The organism is Xenorhabdus bakwenae, assembly GCF_030272115.1.
Taxonomy (GTDB): domain Bacteria; phylum Pseudomonadota; class Gammaproteobacteria; order Enterobacterales; family Enterobacteriaceae; genus Xenorhabdus; species Xenorhabdus bakwenae.
The window spans coordinates 2081558-2100820 of sequence record NZ_CP119194.1 but is presented as its reverse complement, the minus strand read 5'-3'; the positions used below and the strand labels follow the sequence as shown (position 1 = coordinate 2100820).

20 protein-coding genes and 1 pseudogene are annotated in these 19263 nt (G+C 48.3%); 16 read left to right on the top strand and 5 right to left on the bottom strand.

Features of this window, described 5'->3' with window-relative positions:
• Positions 1-46: 46 nt before the first annotated feature.
• The 5 genes from PXH59_RS10785 to cobA form a co-directional block, all read right to left on the bottom strand.
• Entirely contained in the window at positions 47-475 is a 429-nt protein-coding gene (locus tag PXH59_RS10785) for a JHE-like toxin PirA (protein WP_235428292.1), read from the bottom strand.
• A gap of 406 nt (positions 476-881) precedes the next feature.
• Positions 882-1283: a VOC family protein gene (locus tag PXH59_RS10780; RefSeq protein ID WP_285808325.1), complete on the bottom strand. Its 402-nt coding sequence runs from the start codon at positions 1281-1283 to the stop codon at positions 882-884.
• A gap of 149 nt (positions 1284-1432) precedes the next feature.
• Positions 1433-2293 (bottom strand): GHMP family kinase ATP-binding protein, encoded by an 861-nt coding sequence (locus PXH59_RS10775; RefSeq protein ID WP_285808324.1) that lies wholly within the window; start codon positions 2291-2293, stop codon positions 1433-1435.
• Positions 2286-3359: a threonine-phosphate decarboxylase CobD gene (gene cobD / locus PXH59_RS10770; protein WP_047767767.1), complete on the bottom strand. Its 1074-nt coding sequence runs from the start codon at positions 3357-3359 to the stop codon at positions 2286-2288. The genes PXH59_RS10775 and cobD overlap by 8 nt, the downstream gene beginning before the upstream one ends.
• Positions 3352-4113, bottom strand: a complete 762-nt coding sequence (gene cobA / locus PXH59_RS10765; protein ID WP_047767768.1) for a uroporphyrinogen-III C-methyltransferase — start codon at positions 4111-4113, stop codon at positions 3352-3354. Before cobA ends, cobD begins: the two co-directional genes overlap by 8 nt.
• Before the next feature lie 716 nt (positions 4114-4829).
• Between cobA and PXH59_RS10760 the strand changes: the two genes are divergently transcribed.
• From PXH59_RS10760 to cobT, 16 genes and pseudogenes are all read left to right on the top strand, one after another.
• The gene (locus PXH59_RS10760) at positions 4830-6224 is read left to right on the top strand and encodes a cobyrinic acid a,c-diamide synthase CobB (RefSeq protein ID WP_285808323.1); all 1395 of its coding nucleotides are present in this window, start codon (positions 4830-4832) and stop codon (positions 6222-6224) included.
• Positions 6221-7180: an adenosylcobinamide-phosphate synthase CbiB gene (gene cbiB / locus PXH59_RS10755; protein WP_285808322.1), complete on the top strand. Its 960-nt coding sequence runs from the start codon at positions 6221-6223 to the stop codon at positions 7178-7180. The genes PXH59_RS10760 and cbiB overlap by 4 nt, the downstream gene beginning before the upstream one ends.
• Positions 7181-7192: 12 nt before the next feature.
• A complete protein-coding gene (locus PXH59_RS10750) occupies positions 7193-7834 on the top strand; it encodes a cobalt-precorrin-8 methylmutase (protein WP_285808321.1) in 642 nt (213 codons plus the stop codon).
• A complete protein-coding gene (gene cbiD / locus PXH59_RS10745; RefSeq protein ID WP_285808320.1) occupies positions 7827-8990 on the top strand; it encodes a cobalt-precorrin-5B (C(1))-methyltransferase CbiD in 1164 nt (387 codons plus the stop codon). The genes PXH59_RS10750 and cbiD overlap by 8 nt, the downstream gene beginning before the upstream one ends.
• Positions 8987-9607 carry a cobalt-precorrin-7 (C(5))-methyltransferase gene (locus PXH59_RS10740; protein WP_285808319.1) on the top strand — a complete coding sequence of 207 codons (621 nt, stop codon included), beginning with the start codon at positions 8987-8989 and terminating at the stop codon, positions 9605-9607. The genes cbiD and PXH59_RS10740 overlap by 4 nt, the downstream gene beginning before the upstream one ends.
• Positions 9604-10188, top strand: a complete 585-nt coding sequence (locus tag PXH59_RS10735) for a decarboxylating cobalt-precorrin-6B (C(15))-methyltransferase (RefSeq protein WP_285808318.1) — start codon at positions 9604-9606, stop codon at positions 10186-10188. Before PXH59_RS10740 ends, PXH59_RS10735 begins: the two co-directional genes overlap by 4 nt.
• Positions 10181-10984 (top strand): cobalt-precorrin-4 methyltransferase, encoded by an 804-nt coding sequence (locus tag PXH59_RS10730; RefSeq protein WP_285808317.1) that lies wholly within the window; start codon positions 10181-10183, stop codon positions 10982-10984. Before PXH59_RS10735 ends, PXH59_RS10730 begins: the two co-directional genes overlap by 8 nt.
• Positions 10965-12065, top strand: a complete 1101-nt coding sequence (cbiG, locus tag PXH59_RS10725; protein WP_047767783.1) for a cobalt-precorrin 5A hydrolase — start codon at positions 10965-10967, stop codon at positions 12063-12065. Before PXH59_RS10730 ends, cbiG begins: the two co-directional genes overlap by 20 nt.
• Positions 12059-12784 carry a precorrin-3B C(17)-methyltransferase gene (locus PXH59_RS10720; RefSeq protein WP_047767785.1) on the top strand — a complete coding sequence of 242 codons (726 nt, stop codon included), beginning with the start codon at positions 12059-12061 and terminating at the stop codon, positions 12782-12784. Before cbiG ends, PXH59_RS10720 begins: the two co-directional genes overlap by 7 nt.
• Positions 12781-13566 carry a cobalt-precorrin-6A reductase gene (locus PXH59_RS10715; RefSeq protein WP_285808316.1) on the top strand — a complete coding sequence of 262 codons (786 nt, stop codon included), beginning with the start codon at positions 12781-12783 and terminating at the stop codon, positions 13564-13566. Before PXH59_RS10720 ends, PXH59_RS10715 begins: the two co-directional genes overlap by 4 nt.
• Before the next feature lie 23 nt (positions 13567-13589).
• Entirely contained in the window at positions 13590-14381 is a 792-nt protein-coding gene (gene cbiK, locus PXH59_RS10710; RefSeq protein WP_047767789.1) for a sirohydrochlorin cobaltochelatase, read from the top strand.
• On the top strand, positions 14378-15136 hold the full coding sequence (locus PXH59_RS10705) for a cobalt-factor II C(20)-methyltransferase (RefSeq protein WP_285808315.1): 759 nt from the start codon (positions 14378-14380) through the stop codon (positions 15134-15136). The genes cbiK and PXH59_RS10705 overlap by 4 nt, the downstream gene beginning before the upstream one ends.
• Before the next feature lie 81 nt (positions 15137-15217).
• On the top strand, positions 15218-16783 hold the full coding sequence (locus PXH59_RS10700; RefSeq protein WP_285808314.1) for a cobyric acid synthase: 1566 nt from the start codon (positions 15218-15220) through the stop codon (positions 16781-16783).
• Entirely contained in the window at positions 16780-17325 is a 546-nt protein-coding gene (gene cobU, locus PXH59_RS10695) for a bifunctional adenosylcobinamide kinase/adenosylcobinamide-phosphate guanylyltransferase (RefSeq protein ID WP_285808313.1), read from the top strand. The genes PXH59_RS10700 and cobU overlap by 4 nt, the downstream gene beginning before the upstream one ends.
• Positions 17322-18081: pseudogene (gene cobS / locus PXH59_RS10690) on the top strand (adenosylcobinamide-GDP ribazoletransferase). The gene cobU and the pseudogene cobS overlap by 4 nt, the downstream one beginning before the upstream one ends.
• A gap of 80 nt (positions 18082-18161) precedes the next feature.
• Positions 18162-19247: a nicotinate-nucleotide--dimethylbenzimidazole phosphoribosyltransferase gene (gene cobT, locus PXH59_RS10685; RefSeq protein ID WP_285808311.1), complete on the top strand. Its 1086-nt coding sequence runs from the start codon at positions 18162-18164 to the stop codon at positions 19245-19247.
• Positions 19248-19263: the final 16 nt, after the last annotated feature.

Here is a 19263-nt window from a genome sequence, read left to right as displayed (position 1 = left end):
AATAATTAAATTAAACTCTATGAGTTATAAATGTTTTTTCATATTGTTACTTATTATATCCAGTAACAAAGGCGCGTTTATCGGTTTCGTTATAAATGACGACCTTGCTGTAATACACAGAGTTGCTCGGTGATTGTAATATGCCGTCTTCCCCGGCTTTCACTGTGATAGCAGAATATTCGAACCATTCTGATGTGAAAGAGTGAGACCAATAAAAAACGGCTCTAACTGATGATGCGGGGCCAGAATTGGCTACGTAATAATTGGGGCGGGTTTCGGGAATAATTGGCGTATCAATTCTTATTGCCTCAATAGAAGAGTGTGGTTCTATTGTCATATCCCTATAAGGATTGACGGTAAGAGGTTCTGATGCGGGTGTGTCTGTATTGTAAATGAGTGGTTCTGGGTTAGATGGGGTATTGTTTATGATTGTAATGTCACTACTGCCACTTATATTTATATTGATTATGCTCATAAGGTATTATCCTGTTTTAAATGTTGGTTAAAGTTTAATTTTGTGTTTATTTTTAAAGGGTTAATTTGTTTATTTTTGGTTTTTTCTATGATCCACAATATAATTGTGGTAATTTTCTCCTTGTGGTTGAAATTTGTTGTTATTTGGCATGAGTCATATATATGATGACTGCGGCTATTCTAAACATATTGGTATGGCAGGATAAAATATAAAAAATGTAAGTTTGATTTAAAAATTATACTGCTCATTGAAATAATGTTATACGCGATAAACTTCAAGTTGCCATCCGCAAGACGCCGCGAGGCCTTATATTTCCCCGCTGCGCTGGGAAATATAACACGCACCTTGAAATTGGATTGGTATAGCCCAATATAATTGGGCTAAGAGTAATATTTATTGATTAACTCTAAACAGTCGCGTTCTGATATAAATCCCAACGGTTCCCATAAATATCTTCAAAAACGACTACCATACCATATTCTTCCTGACGGGGTTCTTCACAGAAATGGACGCCATTTTCTTTCATTTTGTGATAATCACGCCAAAAGTCGTCAGTTTGCAGGAATAAGAACACCCGTCCACCACATTGGTTACCAATAAACGCTTCTTGCCTTTCATTAGAGGCTCTGGCCAGCAGTAAGTTACAGTCACTTTCAGGATTTGGGGTGACAACAACCCATCTTTTTCCTGGCTGTGGCGTATCTTCTACCAACGTAAATCCCAATTTATTAGTGTAATAATCGATAGCCCTATCATAATCATCTACAACGATAGCGACGTAACCCATACATCTTTTCTGTGTTCTCATGGTATTCCTGTTATTTTACAACTCAAAAAATTACACCATTCGGGTGCCTAATTTCACGTTTTTTCCTGGCTGGATAAGGACGGTTCCCTGTTCGTCACAAACGGTTGGGGAAATATAACACGCATCCTGAAGTTGGATTGGTATAGATTTCAGCGAATACCCCCCGCAATCAGTTTAACCTGGTGAATTTTCGGATAGTGCTCAGAAATCTTCTTTTGACACAGCCACCAGCGCAGGTAATTGACGTCATGGCGATGTGAATCGAATAACAGGCCGACGACACTGCCGCTATGGGCAACGTTCAGACCATAGATACCCGTTTGCTCGACCAAATCCCGCAGTTGATCAAAACAGGGTTTCGGTAATATCGATTGGCTGGCAATAGCGCTTAATGTGCAAGCTTCCCCCAGGCGGTAATAGTCATGCCGTTGGTTCGCTGTATGAAATTGTCGCCAGGCTTGTTGGAATAAAGGGGCATTATCCCGCCATTGTGCGTGATGATCCTGTTGGTGATATTCTTCTGTCAAAATAGTTTGTGGGCTTTCCAATAGTAAAATATCGATATCCGGTTGCCAGTCGAAGGGAATTTGAGTTTGGGCGGTGAGATGGTCAAACAAGGTTAATGGTTTGAAGATCGTGCTGTCAGTGGGTTCCAGTTTGACACAGAGTTGTGCAAGCTCGGTGCTTTCCAGTGACTTGCCCAATAATCTGGCAGTGGCCTGGGCGGTAGCGGCAATATCCGCTGTGCTACTGGCCATGCCTTTGGCGATCGGAATGGTCGATTGATATTCAATCCGCAAGCCAGCAGTTAATTCTGGTGGCTCCTGCCAGTAATCCAGCAGTACATTGACCATCTGGCGCATACGTGGCCGTTCCTGGGGGATGGGAATACCTTCACTGACAGCAACACAACTGAACCAATTAATCGGGCAGGAGATTAACTTTTCCCCCCCAAACAACCACCCTTGCAGCAGTTCTCCGCAGGAAGCGGGACAAGCGGCTTCAGCCATAGGCAAAAACCTGTTGCATCGCTGCAATTAGGCGCTGATTTTCCCACTCACTGCGCACGGCTATACGATAGTAACGCTCGTCTAATCCGGCATAATTTTCACAATGGCGAATTAACAACCGACGTGTAAGTAAAGCATGCCATAAATCCAGATCGGGTTTATCACAGCGAAAGAACAGAAAATTAGCCGATGGCGGCCAGACAGTCAGTTCAGGGAAAGTTGAAAGCTGAGACGCGAGATAATGTTGCTGCGATGTCAGCCATTGATGTGTTGCAGCAATATAGTCATGTTCATCAAATAAAATCTCACCAACCCGTGCAGCAAAGGCATTCATTGACCACGGTTCACGTCGATTTTTCATCTCTGCAATCCCGGCCATATTTCCGCTGACTAAATAGCCTAAGCGTAATCCGGGAATGGCAAAGAATTTGGTCATTGAACGCAATACATAAAGATGTCTGGTGACCGTAACTTGCGGAATCAACCCGCGATTCTCAGGGAGAAAATCAATAAAGGATTCATCGACAATCAGCGAAATTCCTTGCTGTTCACAATATTCCACCAGTGATTGCATAAACGGGTTGTCCGGCATTAATCCGGTGGGATTATTGGGCGTAGCGATAAAAACACAATCGGGTTGAATTGTGGAAAGTGTATCCAACAGGCGTAAATCAGGTTGAAACCCGGCGTCCTCTGTTAGTGGATAGTCGATAATTTCTGTGCCAATTTGCTGCAAGGCTCGTCGATATTCAGCAAATCCCGGGATAAGCAGCAAGGCCCGTTTGGGATTGAGATAACGGGTGATGGCATAGATCAGTTCTGTTGCACCATTGCCGGCTATTACTGAGTTGTAATCGCATTGATGGGTCTCTGCGATCGCCTGATGCAAGCGGCGATATTCCACATCTGGGTACTTTTCGATGTCAGCAAGACTATTTTTGATCAACGCCTTAACCCGTTCTGGCGCCCCTAACGGATTGATATTGGCACTGAAATCAATCAGCTCATTAGCTGGAAGGCCATATTGTTGGGCAATGCCGATGATATTGCCGCCATGTTCACTCATGGATTGCTCCATCAGTGGGAGAGAAGGAGAGCCTTGTCCCTAAATTGACGACATCACCAACCACAATCAGTGCGGGTGCGTGCAGATCCTGTTCTTCTGCTTTTGCAGCCAGCGTTTCCAGTGTGCCTATAACACTCTTTTGTTTGGGGTGGCTGGCGTACATGATCACCGCCGCAGGGGTTGTGGGGGATTTGCCATATAGCATCAACTGTTGGCAGATCTCCATCAGGCGGGTCATCCCCATGAGAATAACCAATGTTCCTTCCAATTGGGCAAGTATCTCCCAATTCTGTTGTTCGTTACCTTGAGAAGTGTGTCCGGTCACAACGTGGAAACTCGATGCATAATTGCGGTGGGTGACGGGAATGCCGGCATAGGCCAGTCCACCAATTGAGGCACTGATCCCCGGAATGACTTCAAATTTAATGCCATGTTGTGCCAGCACTTCCGCTTCTTCCCCTCCACGGCCGAAAACATAGGGATCGCCGCCTTTTAAGCGAACAACCCGTTTTCCCGCCTGTGCATGCCTGACCAGAATTTGATTAATCTCTTCTTGTGGGATGGGATGGTAATCATGTTCTTTGCCAACATTAATAATTTCACAGTGATCGGATACTTGGGCTATAAGTTCAGAATTGACAAGACGGTCATGAACAATGACATCCGCAGATTGAATACAGCGTAATCCTTTGACCGTGATTAAACCTGCATCACCAGGGCCGGCTCCCACTAACCATACATTGCCTTTATTCATTGGGTTACCTCTATGGAATTAAAATATAAATAATCAAAGGGAGAACTATATTTTTATCAGGATGGCGAGTTCTGTTTTTTATTTATCACTTTATGGGTTATTTTTTCTTGTTCTTATGGATGGCGTTATATTTATTTCGGATTTTTATCATTATTACTTTAATGCAGGATAAGTAAAGTTGATTTATATCAATATTTTTATTCTTAAATATGAATTATTTTAAAATTGAATTTACTTGTTTGTTGAAAATATATATCCATATGAAGGTTTCTTTATTATATTAATATTTTTATTATAAATTCAATGAGTTAAGTTTTGTTTTTAATTGATGGCTTAGTGGTTGTGTATTAGTTTTTGTTTCGCTTTAAATAAAAATAGTATTTAAAAATCAATAATCATGAACAAGATCACAAAAGTAATAAAGGGTGTTTTTATTAAAATTTAAAAGTGTGTATTTTGGAGTGGATTAGTTTCTCTGTTTTATTTTTCATGCACAATTAATATTGTGATAATGCTTTTTGTTAAGTTGCTTATTTGTTGCAAAATAAAAGATTTGTGGATATCCATATTATTCATTGAATATTAATTGTTTTGTCGAAAATGAACTAAAAGACGTTTATTTGATAAATATCAATGAATGGGAATCTGCGTTGCAGATTTAAAACGAATGCCAATTTTAACACCAATACAGAATTTAAATGTTTTGGGGTAAGCACATGCAACAGAAACATACTTTTGTCATTGCCGGTACAGGTAGCGGATGTGGCAAGACCACCGTTACGTTAGGCATACTGCGCGCCTTGATGAACCGTTCATTACGGGTACAGCCGTTTAAAATCGGGCCTGATTATCTGGATGGTGGCTGGCATCGTGCTGTGACGGGCGTCGCTTCACGTAATCTTGATGCCTTTATGCTCCCCGAACCGATCCTGAATGGTTTATTTAACCACGCTATGGTTGATAAAGAGATTGGCGTCATTGAAGGGGTGATGGGGTTATATGATGGCTATGGTACAGATCCCAACTATTGCAGTAGTGCGGCAATGGCAAAGCAACTTGGCTGTCCGGTAGTTTTATTGGTGGACGGTAAGGCGGTTTCCACCTCGATTGCGGCTACCGTGATGGGGTTTCAGCAATTTGATCCCGCAGTCAATATTGTGGGAGTACTGCTCAATCGCGTCAATCGGGATAGCCATTTTCAGTTATTAAAACAGGCCATTGAAGGCTATTGTGGTATTCCTGTTTTGGGGCGGCTGCCGGTGATGCCAGAGGTTACCCTGCCTTCCCGCCATCTTGGGTTGATCTCTGCGCAAGAACAAGTCAGCCAACGCGAAGAGTGCTGGACTCGTCTGGCTCAACAAATCGAAGCCTTGGTGGATTTAGATAAGTTGCTGGCATTAACCCAGCTATCTTCCTTGCCAAAAGGCAATACCGATTCCCTTATTGATCCCGCGATGGGGCAAGGTTTAACACTGGCTCTGGCAGCAGATGAGGCATTCCACTTCTATTACCCTGATAACCTGTTGTTGCTGGAAAAAGCCGGTGTGACTATCAAACGGTTCAGTCCCCTGCATGATCATCGGTTACCTGAATGCCAGATGATCTATTTGGGCGGGGGATACCCTGAGATTTATGCCCAATCCCTCTCTTCTAACCACGCCATGCATTTGGCATTACGTCAGGCGCAGCACAAAGATATTCCCATTTATGCGGAATGCGGTGGCTTGATGTATCTCGGCGATACCCTGATTGATGCAGATGGTGTACGCCATGACATGGTGGGGTTGATTGCCGGTGAAAGCCAGATGGGAGATCACCTGCAACGCTTTGGTTACTGCGAAGCTACGGCAATGTGTGATACGCCTTTCGTGGCAAAAGGGGAAACGTTGCGCGGGCATGAATTCCATTACTCGGATTTTATCACGACCCAACCCCCCGTTTTTCAGTGTGTTAAATGGTGTGATCCAAAAGAAACATTAAAAACCGTGCAGAAAAGCTGGCAGGGAGGCTACCAGAATGGCAATACCCTGGCGAGCTATCTGCATATTCATTTTGCCCAACGCCCCCATTTGCTCCAGCGTTGGCTGATGATGGCACGGAGGCTGTTATGACCGTCTTATTGTGGGTTACGGCTTTTATTCTGGACAGGAAATTGGGTGATCCTCCCCATTGGCCGCACCCTGTGCGCTGGATGGGGCAGCTGACTAACCAAACTGAGCAGCTTATTCGCCGGATTTGCCAAACTGAAACCGACTTGACATGGGGCGGCGTACTGTTATGGCTGGTGGTCGTGGGGAGTGTCTGGCTGGCGAGCTATTGGGTTTTGCAATTGGTTTATGGCGTGACGTTCTGGCTGGGATGTTTGGTTGAAATTTGGCTGATTTATACCGTGTTGGCAGGACGTGGCTTAGACGAGGCGGCAAATGCCGTTTATCAGGCATTGCGTCAGGGGGATTTAGCTGCCAGCCGTCAACAGCTTGGCAAAATTGTCGGTCGGGACACTGATCAATTGCTCCCTCCCCAAATCAGCCGTGCCACGATTGAAACCGTGGCAGAAAACAGCGTGGATGGCGTGATTGCCCCATTGTTCTTCTTAATGCTCGGCGGTGCTCCGCTTGCCCTGGCTTATAAAGCAATCAATACCCTTGATTCAATGGTGGGCTATAAAACGCCTCACTATCGGGCGCTGGGGATGTTTTCGGCACGTATGGATGATGTGGCGAATTGGCTGCCTGCCCGTTTGGGTTGGCTTCTGCTGGCAATGGCCGCGAAATGGCAGGGTTTGGATTTTCGGCAGGCGTTACACATTGGCTGGCGTGATCGCTACCAACACAGTAGCCCCAACAGTGGCTGGCCGGAAGCCACTGTAGCAGGGGCATTGGGTATCCGTCTTGGCGGGCCGAATGTCTACTTTAACCAACTTGTCGAAAAACCGTGGATGGGCGATGCCAGGCGTGAAGTCACGCCTGATGATATTCCACAGTCTGTTCAGATGATGGTGGTGGCATCCGTGATGGCGCTGTTGCTGTTTGCGCTGCTGCATAGTCTGGTCAGTGTGATGATATAAGGAGGGAACAGCATGAGCGATTACATCCGACAACCCCAACAGATCGAAAGAAATAGCTTTGATATTATCAGCCAGCTTATTTTTGAATCGCGGCCTGATTATCGTTTTGTGGACGCGGATCAAGAAGCGGTGATCAAACGGGTGATCCATACCACCGCTGATTTTGACTGGCTTGATATTCTCTATTTTTCCCCGCATGTTTTGCGCCACGTTCGTGACGGTATCTTGCGTGGCTGTACGTTATATACCGATACAACAATGGTGCTATCTGGCATCAATAAAACGCGCCTGGCTCAGTATGGCAGCGAGTGCCGTTGTTATGTCAGCGATCCCCGCGCCGTTCAAATGGCAAAAAACCAGCAAATCACACGTTCAATGGCCGCCGTCGATCTGGCCCTGCAAGAAGCAGGGGAGAAGATTTTTGTCTTTGGCAACGCCCCGACTGCGCTGTTTCGGTTGCTGGAACACCCATTTGCACCCATTGCAGTCGTTGGTGTGCCTGTTGGGTTTGTTGGCGCAGAGGAATCAAAAAATGCCCTGATCAATCGCGGATTAAGCTGCATTGCAGCAAAAGGGCGCAAGGGAGGCAGCAATATTGCCGCCGCCATTATCAACGCCATTCTGTACCGGATGCCGGAGGTCAGGCATGAATGAAATCAGTGATACACAAGCCAATAGCCTCGGAACGGTTTGGCATCGGGGCAAGCAGTATCGCAAGGGCTACACCACGGGGTCTTGTGCCACAGCCGCTGCCAGGGTTGCGGCATTGATGATCTTGCGTCAGCAGATTATTCATCAGGTTTCGATTGTCACGCCTTCGGGCGTCACCCTGGTCTTGAATGTTGAACAGCCCTTGATTGAGGGACAGCAGGCGGTTGCCGCTATCCGTAAAGATGGCGGCGATGATGTGGATGCAACCCACGGTATGTTGATTTTTGCCCGTGTCTGCCTGAATGACAGCGGGGTGATCACATTGGATGGCGATGAAGGCATTGGCAGGGTAACGCGGGTGGGGGTAGGTTTGCCGATTGGCTGGGCAGCCATTAATAAAACCCCACGGCATACCATTGAAGAAGCGGTACGGGAGGTCATCGGTCCGCAGCGTGGGGCAGATATCATCCTCTTTGCCCCTGAAGGCGAGGAACGGGCGAAGAAAACCTATAACGACAGATTGGGGATTAAGGGAGGTATTTCGGTTATTGGCACGACAGGCATTGTGACGCCGATGTCGGAAGAGAGCTGGAAACGTTCTCTGGCATTGGAATTAGAAGCCAAACGTTCCGATGGGCTGGATCGCATTATTTTTGTGCCGGGAAATCATGGTGAACGTTTTGTCAGTCAGCAGTTGGGTATTGATGCGAATTATGTCGTCACAATGAGTAACTTTGTCGGTTATATGTTGCAAGAAGCCGTGCGTCTGGAGTTCCGTCATATCGTTCTGGTAGGGCATGTCGGCAAGTTGGTGAAAATCGCGGCCGGTATCTTTCATACCCACAGCCATATTGCTGATGGTCGCATGGAAACGCTGATTGCCAATCTGGCCTTAATAGGGGCACCTTTCGAACTGATTCAGGCCGTGGATCAATGTGATACCACCGAAGCAGCCATTGAGTTGATTGCAGAGCAGGGCTGGCAGGCCGTGTACCAACAAATTGCCCGGAAAATCTGCGGGCGTATCGACCAAATGCTACGTTTCGCCCGTGGTAAGCCGCAGTGTGATGCCATTCTCTTCTCTTTTGATAATCAGGTGTTGGGCTGCAACCGGCCTGTGGACGCGATAGTGAAGGATTTTATGGAGGATTGCCGATGATCACTGTTGTTGGTATTGGTCCCGGCGCCGCTGCAAACCAAACACGGGCGGCGTTGGAAGCGATCAGACAGGCGGAAGTGTTGGTCGGCGGAAAGCGCCATCTCGCCGAATTTTCCCATTTCAACGGGGAAACCCGCCGTTTGGATGCTGATGTGGATGGATTGATGCAGTGGCTTGAACAGAATCAGCATCGGCAAATTATTGTGCTGGCTTCGGGTGATCCCCTCTTTTATGGCATCGGCAAACGAATCATTGAGCATTTTTCTGGACAAAATATCCGCATTATCTCTGGCATCAGTTCAATCCAATATTTATGCGCCCGGATTTTGCTGGATATGAACGACATTTATCTCACCAGCAGCCACGGGCGCAAACCGGATTTTGACTGGCTATTGCAACACGAAAAAATCGCTATGGTAACGGATGACGCCATTGGCCCTTACCAGATTGCGCAAGAAATTCTGGTGCGCGGGCAGCAACGTCGCATGGTGATCGGCAAAAATTTATCCCATGAACATGAGCAAATAATTTGTTTGTACGCGGAACAGGTCGTGCAACGCGGCAACATTGATTATGGCCTGAATGTCGTGGTGATTTTAAAGGGTGAACCTGAATGAAAGATGAACTGTTTTTGCGTGGTCATCGCATCCCCATGACCAAAGAAACGGTTAGGGCGCTGGCATTGGAACGACTGGAACTGGAAAACGCCTGCCGTTTTATCGATGTTGGGGCGGGTACGGGCAGCGTCAGTATTGAAGCGGCATTGCGCTATCCGGCATTGGATATTCTCGCCATTGAACGCAAGGAAGAGGCCTTGTCACTGCTTGCTGAAAATGTCCGGCATTTTGGCTGCCAGAGGGTTCGTATCCAGTCTGGTATTGCCCCTGTGCCATTGGACAGCACCGCAGAAGCTATTTTCATTGGCGGAACGGGTGGGCATCTGACAGAAGTCATTGATTGGGCGTTGCTGCACCTGAACTCAGGTGGGCGTTTAGTCATGACTTTTATCCTGCTGGAAAACTTCACGCAAGCATTATCGCACCTGAAATCCTGTCGGGTGACCGCGCTTGATGGACGTGAAATTCAGGTGGGAGAACTGACAGCACTCGGGCAAGGACATTATTTCAAACCCAACAATCCCACTTATTTGTTGTCCTGCCAGAAAAAATCCGGTCAAGAGGAGCGGAATGATGCCTGAATCTATTAACGCTGAACAGATAGATAACGTCAGTTTTGATACTGAAAAAGTCTGGTTTGTGGGGGCGGGACCAGGGGATAAGAGCCTGATTACCCTGAAAGGCTATCAATTATTACGTCAGGCGCACGTGGTGATTTATGCCGGTTCGCTGGTTAATCGGGCGTTACTGGATTATTGCCGTGCAGATGCCGAATGCCATGACAGCGCGAGATTGACGTTAGCGGAAATCACGGAATTGATGGTGAATGGCGTGCAAGCGGGCAAATTGGTGGTTCGCCTGCAAACGGGAGATTTATCGCTGTTTGGCTCCATACGTGAGCAGGCCGAAGAACTGGCAAATCATGCTATTGGTTTTGTTTCTGTGCCCGGGGTGAGTTCGTTTCTTGGGGCGGCTGCGCAGTTGGGCGTGGAGTACACCGTGCCCGAAGTCGCGCAAAGTTTGATTATCACCCGCATGGAAGGCAGAACGCCGATGCCGCCCCGGGAAACGCTGGAGGCCTTTGCTGCTCACCAAACTTCAATGGCGATCTTCCTTTCGGTACAGAATATGACAGAGGTTGTCGCTCGGTTGGTTCAGGGCGGTTATGGACAGGAAACCCCTGTTGCGGTGGTTTATAAGGCAACCTGGCCGGATTGCCAGATAGTGCGGGGGACATTGGCGACAATTGCTGAACAGGTAGGCCGCGCCGGCATTCGTAAAACGGCCTTGATCCTGGTAGGCGCTTTTCTTGGCGAAGAGTATCACTACTCGAAACTGTACGATGCGAGGTTCAGCCATGAATACCGTAGCGCCTGATTTAATGTCACCTGACAAAGAATATGCCTTGTTTTGCCTGACAGAAGGGGGGATGGCGTTGGCTCGTCGTTTGCGAACCCATTTAGCAATGGATTGTTTCACTTCCCCGGAATGGGTGACGAGTGAAGTTATGGATGTCGGCAGCGGGTTCAGGGCATTTGAAGGTGGTTTTGCCAATACGGTACGCAGGGCATTCACCCAATATGGCGCGTTGATCATGATTGGTGCGACGGGGATCGCCATTCGGGTTATCGCCCCGTTGCTCAAGGACAAAATGACCGATCCGGCGGTCGTCGTACTGGATGAAAAAGGGCAGTTTGCGATCAGTTTATTGTCGGGGCATATGGGCGGTGCGAATAAGCTGGCACAACAGATCGCAGCTATTCTTGATGGTCAGGCGGTGATCACCACTGCAACCGATGTTAACCAGGTCGCCGCATTGGATCTGTTATCGCAAGAAATTGATGGAACAATGGAGAATTTCCGTGCCAATGTCAAAACCGTTAATCAAATGCTGGTCAATGGCAAGCGGGTCGGCATTTGGTGGCATCCCGACTTGAGTGATGAAAAAGATCGCTATGACACGCGTGGGTTCATTCCCGTTGAGTCGCTGGAAGATCGGCCTGAGCTGGATGCTCTGGTATACATCAGCTATGAACGGACACATCTGGCACTGGCAATCCCGACTTTTAAATTAATCCCGCGCCGTATCGTTGCAGGCATCGGTTGTCGGCGGGGAGTGGAAGCGGAACGGCTCGCAGAATTATTAGATCGCCATCTGGCGGAACATCACCTTGAATCTTTGGCGCTAAAAGCCGTCGGCAGTGTTGAACTGAAAAAAAACGAACCGGCGTTAATCCAGTTGGCCCAAGAGCGGCAAATTCCCTACCAAATCTTCTCTGTTAATCAGCTTGCCCAGTGTGAACAGACATTTCCGGTTTCTGAATTTGTGCGAAAAACGGTGGGTATAGGCTGTGTCTCCCAACCCGTGGCCTGGCTAATGAGCCAAGGGCATCTGGTTGGTCATACCCTGCGTGAGCAGGGCGTCACCATCACATTAGGAGTATTGCATCCATGTTAACAGTCATTGGAATCGGTCCCGGCAGCGAAGCCATGATGACGCAGGAGGCGATTGCGGCATTGAAAGCGGCTGACATCGTGGTGGGTTACAAAACCTACACCCATCTGGTGAAACCACTGGTAGGCGATAAAGAAATTATCAAAACCGGCATGTGCAAAGAGATTGAACGCTGCCAGACAGCCATTGAGCTGGCCGAACAGGGTAAAAATGTGGCGGTAGTGTGTAGCGGGGATGCGGGTATTTATGGCATGGCTGGCTTGATTTTGGCGTTGGTCAGCCAGCAAAAGCGCAAGGTAGAAGTCCGGCTGGTAGCGGGCGTGACGGCGAGTACGGCTTGCGCCGCCTTGCTTGGTGCGCCATTGATGCATGACTTTTGTCATATCAGCCTAAGCGATCTGCTCACCCCGTGGGAGGTTATTGAAAAGCGGGTTCAGGCTGCGGCAGAAGCCGATTTTGTGGTCTGCTTCTATAATCCCCGCAGTCGCGGACGGGAAGAGCATCTGGCCCGGGCATTTTCCCTGATGGCGCCGTGGACATCGCCAGAAACGCCCGTTGGCGTGGTGAAAGCGGCCGGGCGCAAACATGAGGATAAATGGCTGACGACTTTTGGCTCAATGGATTTTTCCCGTGTTGATATGCGCAGTCTGGTGATCGTGGGCAACCAGTCAACGTATATCCGTGATGGGCTGATGATCACGCCGAGAGGATACAAGCTATGAAACAACCATTGATTCACATTTTTGGCGGCACGAGCGATGCCCGCCAGATTTGTGTGATGATGGATATTGCCGGCATAAATTATAGCTTGTCAGTGGCGACGCCGGCGGGAGCACAGCAGGCGATGGGGATCCGCGGTGAAATTGTTACCGGCAGGATGGAGTCCGAAGAGATGGCCGAATATCTGCAAAAGCGAGGGACAAAAAGGGTGATTGATGCGTCCCATCCTTATGCTGAACGGCTGAGTCAAAACATTGTCGGCGCTTGCCAAAAGTTAGGTGTTCCTCTCATTCGTTATATCCGTCCCAGCGATATTGATGCTGTTGAACATCCCCTTATCTATAAAGTGGCAACCATTAAGCAGGCGTGTGAAATAGCAACCGGTTTGGCAAACCGTATTTTGCTGACCACCGGCAGTAAACAATTGGCCGACTACGTGGCGCACCTGCCAGGAAAAACGGTGCTGGCTCGTGTATTACCAACCGCAGACGTTTTGGCGCTGTGTGAATCTTGTGGTTTGTCGGTCGATCAGATCTTTGCCCTGAAAGGTCCCTTCAGTGCCGATTTCAATCGGGCATTTTACCAATTTTGTCAGGCGGAGGTCGTCATAACCAAAGAGTCTGGTGAGCAAGGCGGGTTCAGGGAAAAAGTGGAACCCTGCCTTTCTCTCGGGTTGCCCTGCATTGTGCTCTGTCGCCCGGGGCAGCAATTTGCCGGAGAGGGGATCACGCAGGCCAACGGATTGGACGAGATGGCACGGTTATTGGCGGATTTTGGCACGTAAATAAACCAATAAGGAAAAGCGAAATGAAAAAAGCATTATTGGTGATAAGTTTCGGAACCAGTTATCCCGAAACGCTGAAAAACAATATTGAAGCCTGTGAGCAGCAATTAGCCTCGGTGTTTCCAGACCGGAAACTCTTTCGGGCCTTTACCTCCGGCATGATCATTCGCAAATTGCGTCAGCGCGATGGCATTCACATTGATACTCCCCACGATGCACTGACCAGACTGCATCACGCAGGCTATCACGATGTTGCTGTTCAATGCCTGCATATCATTAATGGCGATGAATATGAAAAAGTGCGGCGTGAGGTTGAGAAATTTCGTCCTCGTTTTAAGCGGTTGGTGCTGGGTACGCCCCTGCTTAGCCACTTTGATGACTACCTGCAACTGATGCGGGCACTGCGCCACCAGCTTCCGCGGTTGGCAGAGAATGAATGTGTCGTTTTTATGGGACACGGTACAACACACTCTGCTTTTTCTGCCTACGCCTGTCTGGATCACCTGATGAGCCATTCCCATTTTCCGGCACGGGTAGGCGCGGTCGAAAGCTATCCTGAACTTCCTCTGATCATTAAGGGATTAAAAGAGCAAAAGATCCGCAAGGCTTATCTGATGCCATTGATGCTGGTGGCCGGCGATCATGCCACTAATGATATGGCTTCAAATGAAGAAGACTCCTGGAAGTCACAGTTGGAGAATGCGGGGATTGTTGCGATCCCCTGGCTACAGGGATTGGGGGAAAACCCGATGATTCGGCAGATGTTTGTCGATCACCTTGCTTACGCGCTAAATGAGCAGGAGAAAGCGTTATGAACGAAACAGCAACAGCAGGAAAACTGTATGTTATGGGCGTTGGCCCGGGAGCCAGTGACCTGATTACTGTACGGGCTGCGCGTATTCTTTCTGAACTTGATGTGATCTATACCCCGACGGGAAAAAAAGGCGCCAGAAGTCTCGCCCACGCCATCATTGAAGAATACCTTTCGCCGAACACTCAAGTTTGCACTTATCACTTTTTAATGAAAGCCGACATAGCAGCAAAACAAGCGGTGTGGGATGAAGTGGCGCAAGCCTTGAAAGAGGAAGTGGCGAATGGCAGGAAAGTGGGGTTTATCACTTTGGGCGATCCGATGCTGTTTAGTACATGGGTATTTCTTTTGCAGCGGTTGGTATCGCAACAGATGACTTCTCCCTCATGGCTGGAAATTGTGCCGGGGATCACCTCATTTTCTGCCATTGCCGCCGCCAGTGCGATGCCACTGGCGATGGAAGATCAAACATTGGCTGTCATTGCCTGTACCGCGTCTGAAACTGTCTTAGAGCAAGCATTACTCAATCACGACTGCATTGTCCTGATGAAAATCTATTCGCGTTTTCCTCTGATCCGTGACCTGCTGCAACGTCACAATCTGTTAGAACATGCGTTGATGATGGCTGATGCGACTTTGCCGACTGAACAAGGTTGGCGCAATCTTGCCGCACTGCCCCCCAGCGAAAAAGAGGGGATGCAGGGATTGTCCTATTTTTCAACGATTCTGGTTAATAAAAACTGGCCATTATCAAGGTGAGTGATAATGGTATGCCGATGGTGGTGATTGGCACTGCTGTGGCGGAAAAACAGGACACAATGAAATAAGAGAGGAAATAGAATGACATTATCGCTGATGGTTCAGGGAACGGCGTCTGATGCCGGCAAAAGTGTGCTGGTGGCGGGATTTTGTCGGCTATTTGCCCAGGATGGCTATCGCTGTACGCCCTTTAAATCACAGAATATGGCGCTTAATTCTGGGATTACCGCAGATGGCAAAGAGATGGGACGAGCGCAGATATTTCAGGCGGAAGCTGCGGGGATTGCGCCGGATGTACGGATGAATCCTGTATTGTTGAAACCCACCAGCGATCGCAAGGCGCAGGTGGTTTTTATGGGGAAAGTGATGTGCAGCATGACTGTGGCGGAATATCACGAATACAAGCCCCAATTGCTCCAGCAGATTTTGAGGGCATATAACGGGTTAGCGGCAGAAACGGATATCATGGTGTTAGAAGGAGCGGGCAGTCCGGCTGAGATCAATTTGCGTGATCGCGATATTGTTAATATGGGGATGGCTGAATTAGTGGATGCGCCGGTCATTTTGGTGGCAGATATTGATCGTGGCGGGGTATTTGCATCCATCTACGGCACATTAGCCTTGCTTAAACCGGCGGAAAAAGCCCGTATCAAGGGGGTGATCATCAATAAATTTCGCGGTGATATCGCTTTGTTGCAATCAGGGATCGATCAGATCGAAGCTTTGACACAAGTCCCGATATTGGGCGTGTTGCCGTGGCTGGATCTTGATCTGGAAGATGAAGACAGCGTCGCTTTGCAGGTGGGTAAATATGATCGGCCGCAACAAAAAACAGGAAACTGTCTGGATATTGCTGTCATCCAATACCCCCATATCGCCAATTTCACCGATTTCAATGCGCTGGCAGCTCAACCGGATGTGTTTTTGCATTATGTCTCCAAACCTTCTGAACTCCAGAAAGCCGACCTGATTATTCTTCCCGGCAGCAAAAATACATTGGCAGATTTGGTATGGTTGAAAACCCAGGGGTTTGAACCGGCAATTATCACGGCTCATCAGAAAAATGTGCCGATTATCGGGATCTGCGGGGGTTATCAAATGTTAGGTAAGCAGATTGTGGATGGGGTGGAATCCGGCTTAACGCAAATGACAGGATTAGGTTTATTGGATACGGAAACCCACTTTGCCAGTGAAAAACAGACCGCACAGGTTAGGGGCGTAGTCATGCCTGCGTTGTCAGGTATGCTGAAATTATGCAGCGAACAACCGATTGCGGGTTATGAAATCCATCTGGGAACCACTCGGCTTGGTCAGCAGGCAACGCCTTTTGCCCAAATATATTGGCGCAACGGCGAAGAAAGAAATCGTGAGGAAAAAAACGGGTTTGATGGTGCAGTGGCTCAAGATGGTTTGGTGATGGGAAGTTACCTGCATGGTTTGTTCGATCAAAACACGTTTACCCGCCCACTATTAAATCAATTGCGTATCAGAAAAGGCGATGTTCCACTGGAAAATGTGGCCTTTAATTACCGCCAGCATAAAGAAAAACAATTCAACAAGTTGGCCGCCAGTATGCGTGAGCATCTGGATATCGCGCGGATTTATCAGTTAATGCATGAACACTCATCTGGCGGAGTGATGCCATGATTTTAGTGACAGGCGGTGCCCGCAGCGGCAAGAGTAGCTACGCTGAACACCTGCTCGCTAAACAGTGCGAGCAGGTGTTATATATAGCGACGGCACAGGTCACCGATGAAGAGATGGCCGCGCGTATTGAGCGGCATAAACAGGGACGACCGACACATTGGCGAACCTGGGAAGGCCATCAAGATTTAGGCTCTGTTATCCGCCAGCACCGCCAACCCCAAGAGGGCGTTATACTAGAATGTGTGACCACATTAATTGCCAGCGTGTTGTTTGACTTATCGGGTGGTGTCTCACCCGATGAACTTGATTTCGCCTCATTGGAGGGGGTTATCCATCACCAGATCGATGACCTGATTGATGCCTGCCTGATGTGTCCGATGCCAGTATATTTGGTGACTAACGAGTTGGGGATGGGTATCACACCTGAAAACCGATTGGCACGCCATTTTGTCGATATTGCTGGACGTGCCAACCAAAAGCTGGCACAAGCGGCTAAAGAAGTCTGGCTGATGGTTTCGGGCATTGGAGTGAAGATTAAATGAAACTACACCTTTTTTGGGCCACACTACAGTTTATGACACGGCTTCCGATCCCGCAAAAGTGGGCGACAGGCGTCGATTTTCGCCAATATTGGCGTGGTGTGCCTTATTTTCCGTTGATTGGGTTCATTGTTGGTGGTCTGGCTGGCCTGGTGTCACTTTCGATCAGCCAGTCGGGTGGGGGAATGTATATCGGTGCGGTGGGTTATGTGCTGGCGTTGGTTTTATTGACGGGCGGGTTACATTTAGATGGATTGGCGGATACGTGTGATGGGCTTTTTTCCTCCCGCCAGCGTAAAGAAATGCTGGAAATTATGCGCGATAGCCGGCTTGGAACGTATGGCGGAGTCGGGTTAATTTTCTGTCTTGCCCTCAAAACATTCGCTGTTGTTGAATTATCTTATCATCCCCCCTTGTATTTGCTTGTCTTGTTGACTTGTGCATCGATTGTCGGACGTACAGCCGTGGTGCTTTTAATGTATGCGCAACGTGACGCCCGTGAAGGCGAGGGAATGGGAAGCAGTTATATTGGCCAAATTAGCTTTTCTGTGACTACGCTGACCGTGTTGGTTGGTGTTGTATTGGTGATGGCACTGGGGAATTGGCAAACCTTGTCGGCAATGATGGTGTCATTGCTTGTGGTTTACGGGCTTGCCCTCTATTTCAATTATCGTCTTGGGGGACAAACGGGCGATACGCTGGGGGCTTCCATTGAGGTGGGGGAAATTGCTTTTTTTGCTGGCAATGATCTGGCAATAGATGATTTGGCAATAAACGAAGCCAATCAGGAGAGAATAATCAGCTGCGATTGTTTCTCGTTCGGCATGGAATGAATAAACATGACACTAAAATCATTGCTCGATGCTATCCGGCCTCTGGATCGGGGAAATATGGAAAAAGCGGCACAGCACATTGACAGTTTAGTCAAGCCATTGGGAAGTTTGGGGCGTCTTGAAGCGTTGGCGATACAATTATCGGGCATGCCGGGCATTGTTGGTCTACAAAACCTGCAAAAAGAGATTATCGTCATGTGTGCTGATCATGGCGTCTATGACGAAGGTGTGGCTATTTCACCTAAAAACGTTACGGCCATACAGGCTCGCAATATGTTGCAAGGATTAACCGGTGTTTGTGTGCTGGCGAAAAACAGTGGAACGCATGTTTTGCCCGTGGATATTGGCATTGATTGTGAGCCTATCGAACACATGTTGTCCCTTAAAATTGCACGGGGCTGCGGTAATATTGCCAAAGGCGCTGCGATGGATTATGAACACGCTGAAATGTTGTTGTTGGCAAGCGCACAATTGGTGCAACAGCGTATTGCAGCAGGAATAACGGTATTGGGTATTGGTGAGCTGGGAATTGCCAATACGACGGCCGCCGCTGCGGTGATCAGTGTCCTGACAGGAAATAATCCCTGTGATGTGGTCGGATTAGGCGCTAATTTTCCTTCTGAGCGGCTGGCACATAAGCAGTTCATTGTGCAGCAGGCTATTGCCATCAATCAGCCAGATCACAACAACGCCATTGATGTATTGGCAAAAGTGGGCGGATTTGAACTTGTCGGTATGGCGGGTGTGATTCTGGGAGCGGCAGCTTCTGGTGTACCTGTGATACTTGATGGTTTCTTGTCCTATGCATCCGCATTAGCCGCCTGTCAGATATCCCCCATAGCACGGGATTATTGCATCCCTTCCCACATGTCGGCAGAAAAAGGCGCCGCGCTGGCGCTACGATATTTGCATTTGCAACCCTACCTGCATTTAGATTTGCGTCTTGGCGAGGGTAGCGGTGCGGCTATGGCGATGTCCCTGATTGATGCAGCCTGCTCGATGTATTGCCATATGGGGAAATTGGCAAGCAGTGGGATCAATTTACCGGCGTCAGAAAGGCCGCACGTCATCGCACCGTCTTTAAACATATAAATTAAGTCCGGGGGAC

Excerpts from the sequence above, each read along its gene's own strand:
- PXH59_RS10785 (WP_235428292.1), bottom strand. The coding sequence starts at position 475 with ATGAGCATAATCAATATAAATATAAGTGGCAGTAGTGACATTACAATC.
- PXH59_RS10780 (WP_285808325.1), bottom strand. The coding sequence starts at position 1,283 with ATGAGAACACAGAAAAGATGTATGGGTTACGTCGCTATCGTTGTAGAT.
- PXH59_RS10775 (WP_285808324.1), bottom strand. The coding sequence starts at position 2,293 with ATGGCTGAAGCCGCTTGTCCCGCTTCCTGCGGAGAACTGCTGCAAGGG.
- cobD (WP_047767767.1), bottom strand. The coding sequence starts at position 3,359 with ATGAGTGAACATGGCGGCAATATCATCGGCATTGCCCAACAATATGGC.
- cobA (WP_047767768.1), bottom strand. The coding sequence starts at position 4,113 with ATGAATAAAGGCAATGTATGGTTAGTGGGAGCCGGCCCTGGTGATGCA.
- PXH59_RS10760 (WP_285808323.1), top strand. The coding sequence starts at position 4,830 with ATGCAACAGAAACATACTTTTGTCATTGCCGGTACAGGTAGCGGATGT.
- cbiB (WP_285808322.1), top strand. The coding sequence starts at position 6,221 with ATGACCGTCTTATTGTGGGTTACGGCTTTTATTCTGGACAGGAAATTG.
- PXH59_RS10750 (WP_285808321.1), top strand. The coding sequence starts at position 7,193 with ATGAGCGATTACATCCGACAACCCCAACAGATCGAAAGAAATAGCTTT.
- cbiD (WP_285808320.1), top strand. The coding sequence starts at position 7,827 with ATGAATGAAATCAGTGATACACAAGCCAATAGCCTCGGAACGGTTTGG.
- PXH59_RS10740 (WP_285808319.1), top strand. The coding sequence starts at position 8,987 with ATGATCACTGTTGTTGGTATTGGTCCCGGCGCCGCTGCAAACCAAACA.
- PXH59_RS10735 (WP_285808318.1), top strand. The coding sequence starts at position 9,604 with ATGAAAGATGAACTGTTTTTGCGTGGTCATCGCATCCCCATGACCAAA.
- PXH59_RS10730 (WP_285808317.1), top strand. The coding sequence starts at position 10,181 with ATGCCTGAATCTATTAACGCTGAACAGATAGATAACGTCAGTTTTGAT.
- cbiG (WP_047767783.1), top strand. The coding sequence starts at position 10,965 with ATGAATACCGTAGCGCCTGATTTAATGTCACCTGACAAAGAATATGCC.
- PXH59_RS10720 (WP_047767785.1), top strand. The coding sequence starts at position 12,059 with ATGTTAACAGTCATTGGAATCGGTCCCGGCAGCGAAGCCATGATGACG.
- PXH59_RS10715 (WP_285808316.1), top strand. The coding sequence starts at position 12,781 with ATGAAACAACCATTGATTCACATTTTTGGCGGCACGAGCGATGCCCGC.
- cbiK (WP_047767789.1), top strand. The coding sequence starts at position 13,590 with ATGAAAAAAGCATTATTGGTGATAAGTTTCGGAACCAGTTATCCCGAA.
- PXH59_RS10705 (WP_285808315.1), top strand. The coding sequence starts at position 14,378 with ATGAACGAAACAGCAACAGCAGGAAAACTGTATGTTATGGGCGTTGGC.
- PXH59_RS10700 (WP_285808314.1), top strand. The coding sequence starts at position 15,218 with ATGACATTATCGCTGATGGTTCAGGGAACGGCGTCTGATGCCGGCAAA.
- cobU (WP_285808313.1), top strand. The coding sequence starts at position 16,780 with ATGATTTTAGTGACAGGCGGTGCCCGCAGCGGCAAGAGTAGCTACGCT.
- cobT (WP_285808311.1), top strand. The coding sequence starts at position 18,162 with ATGACACTAAAATCATTGCTCGATGCTATCCGGCCTCTGGATCGGGGA.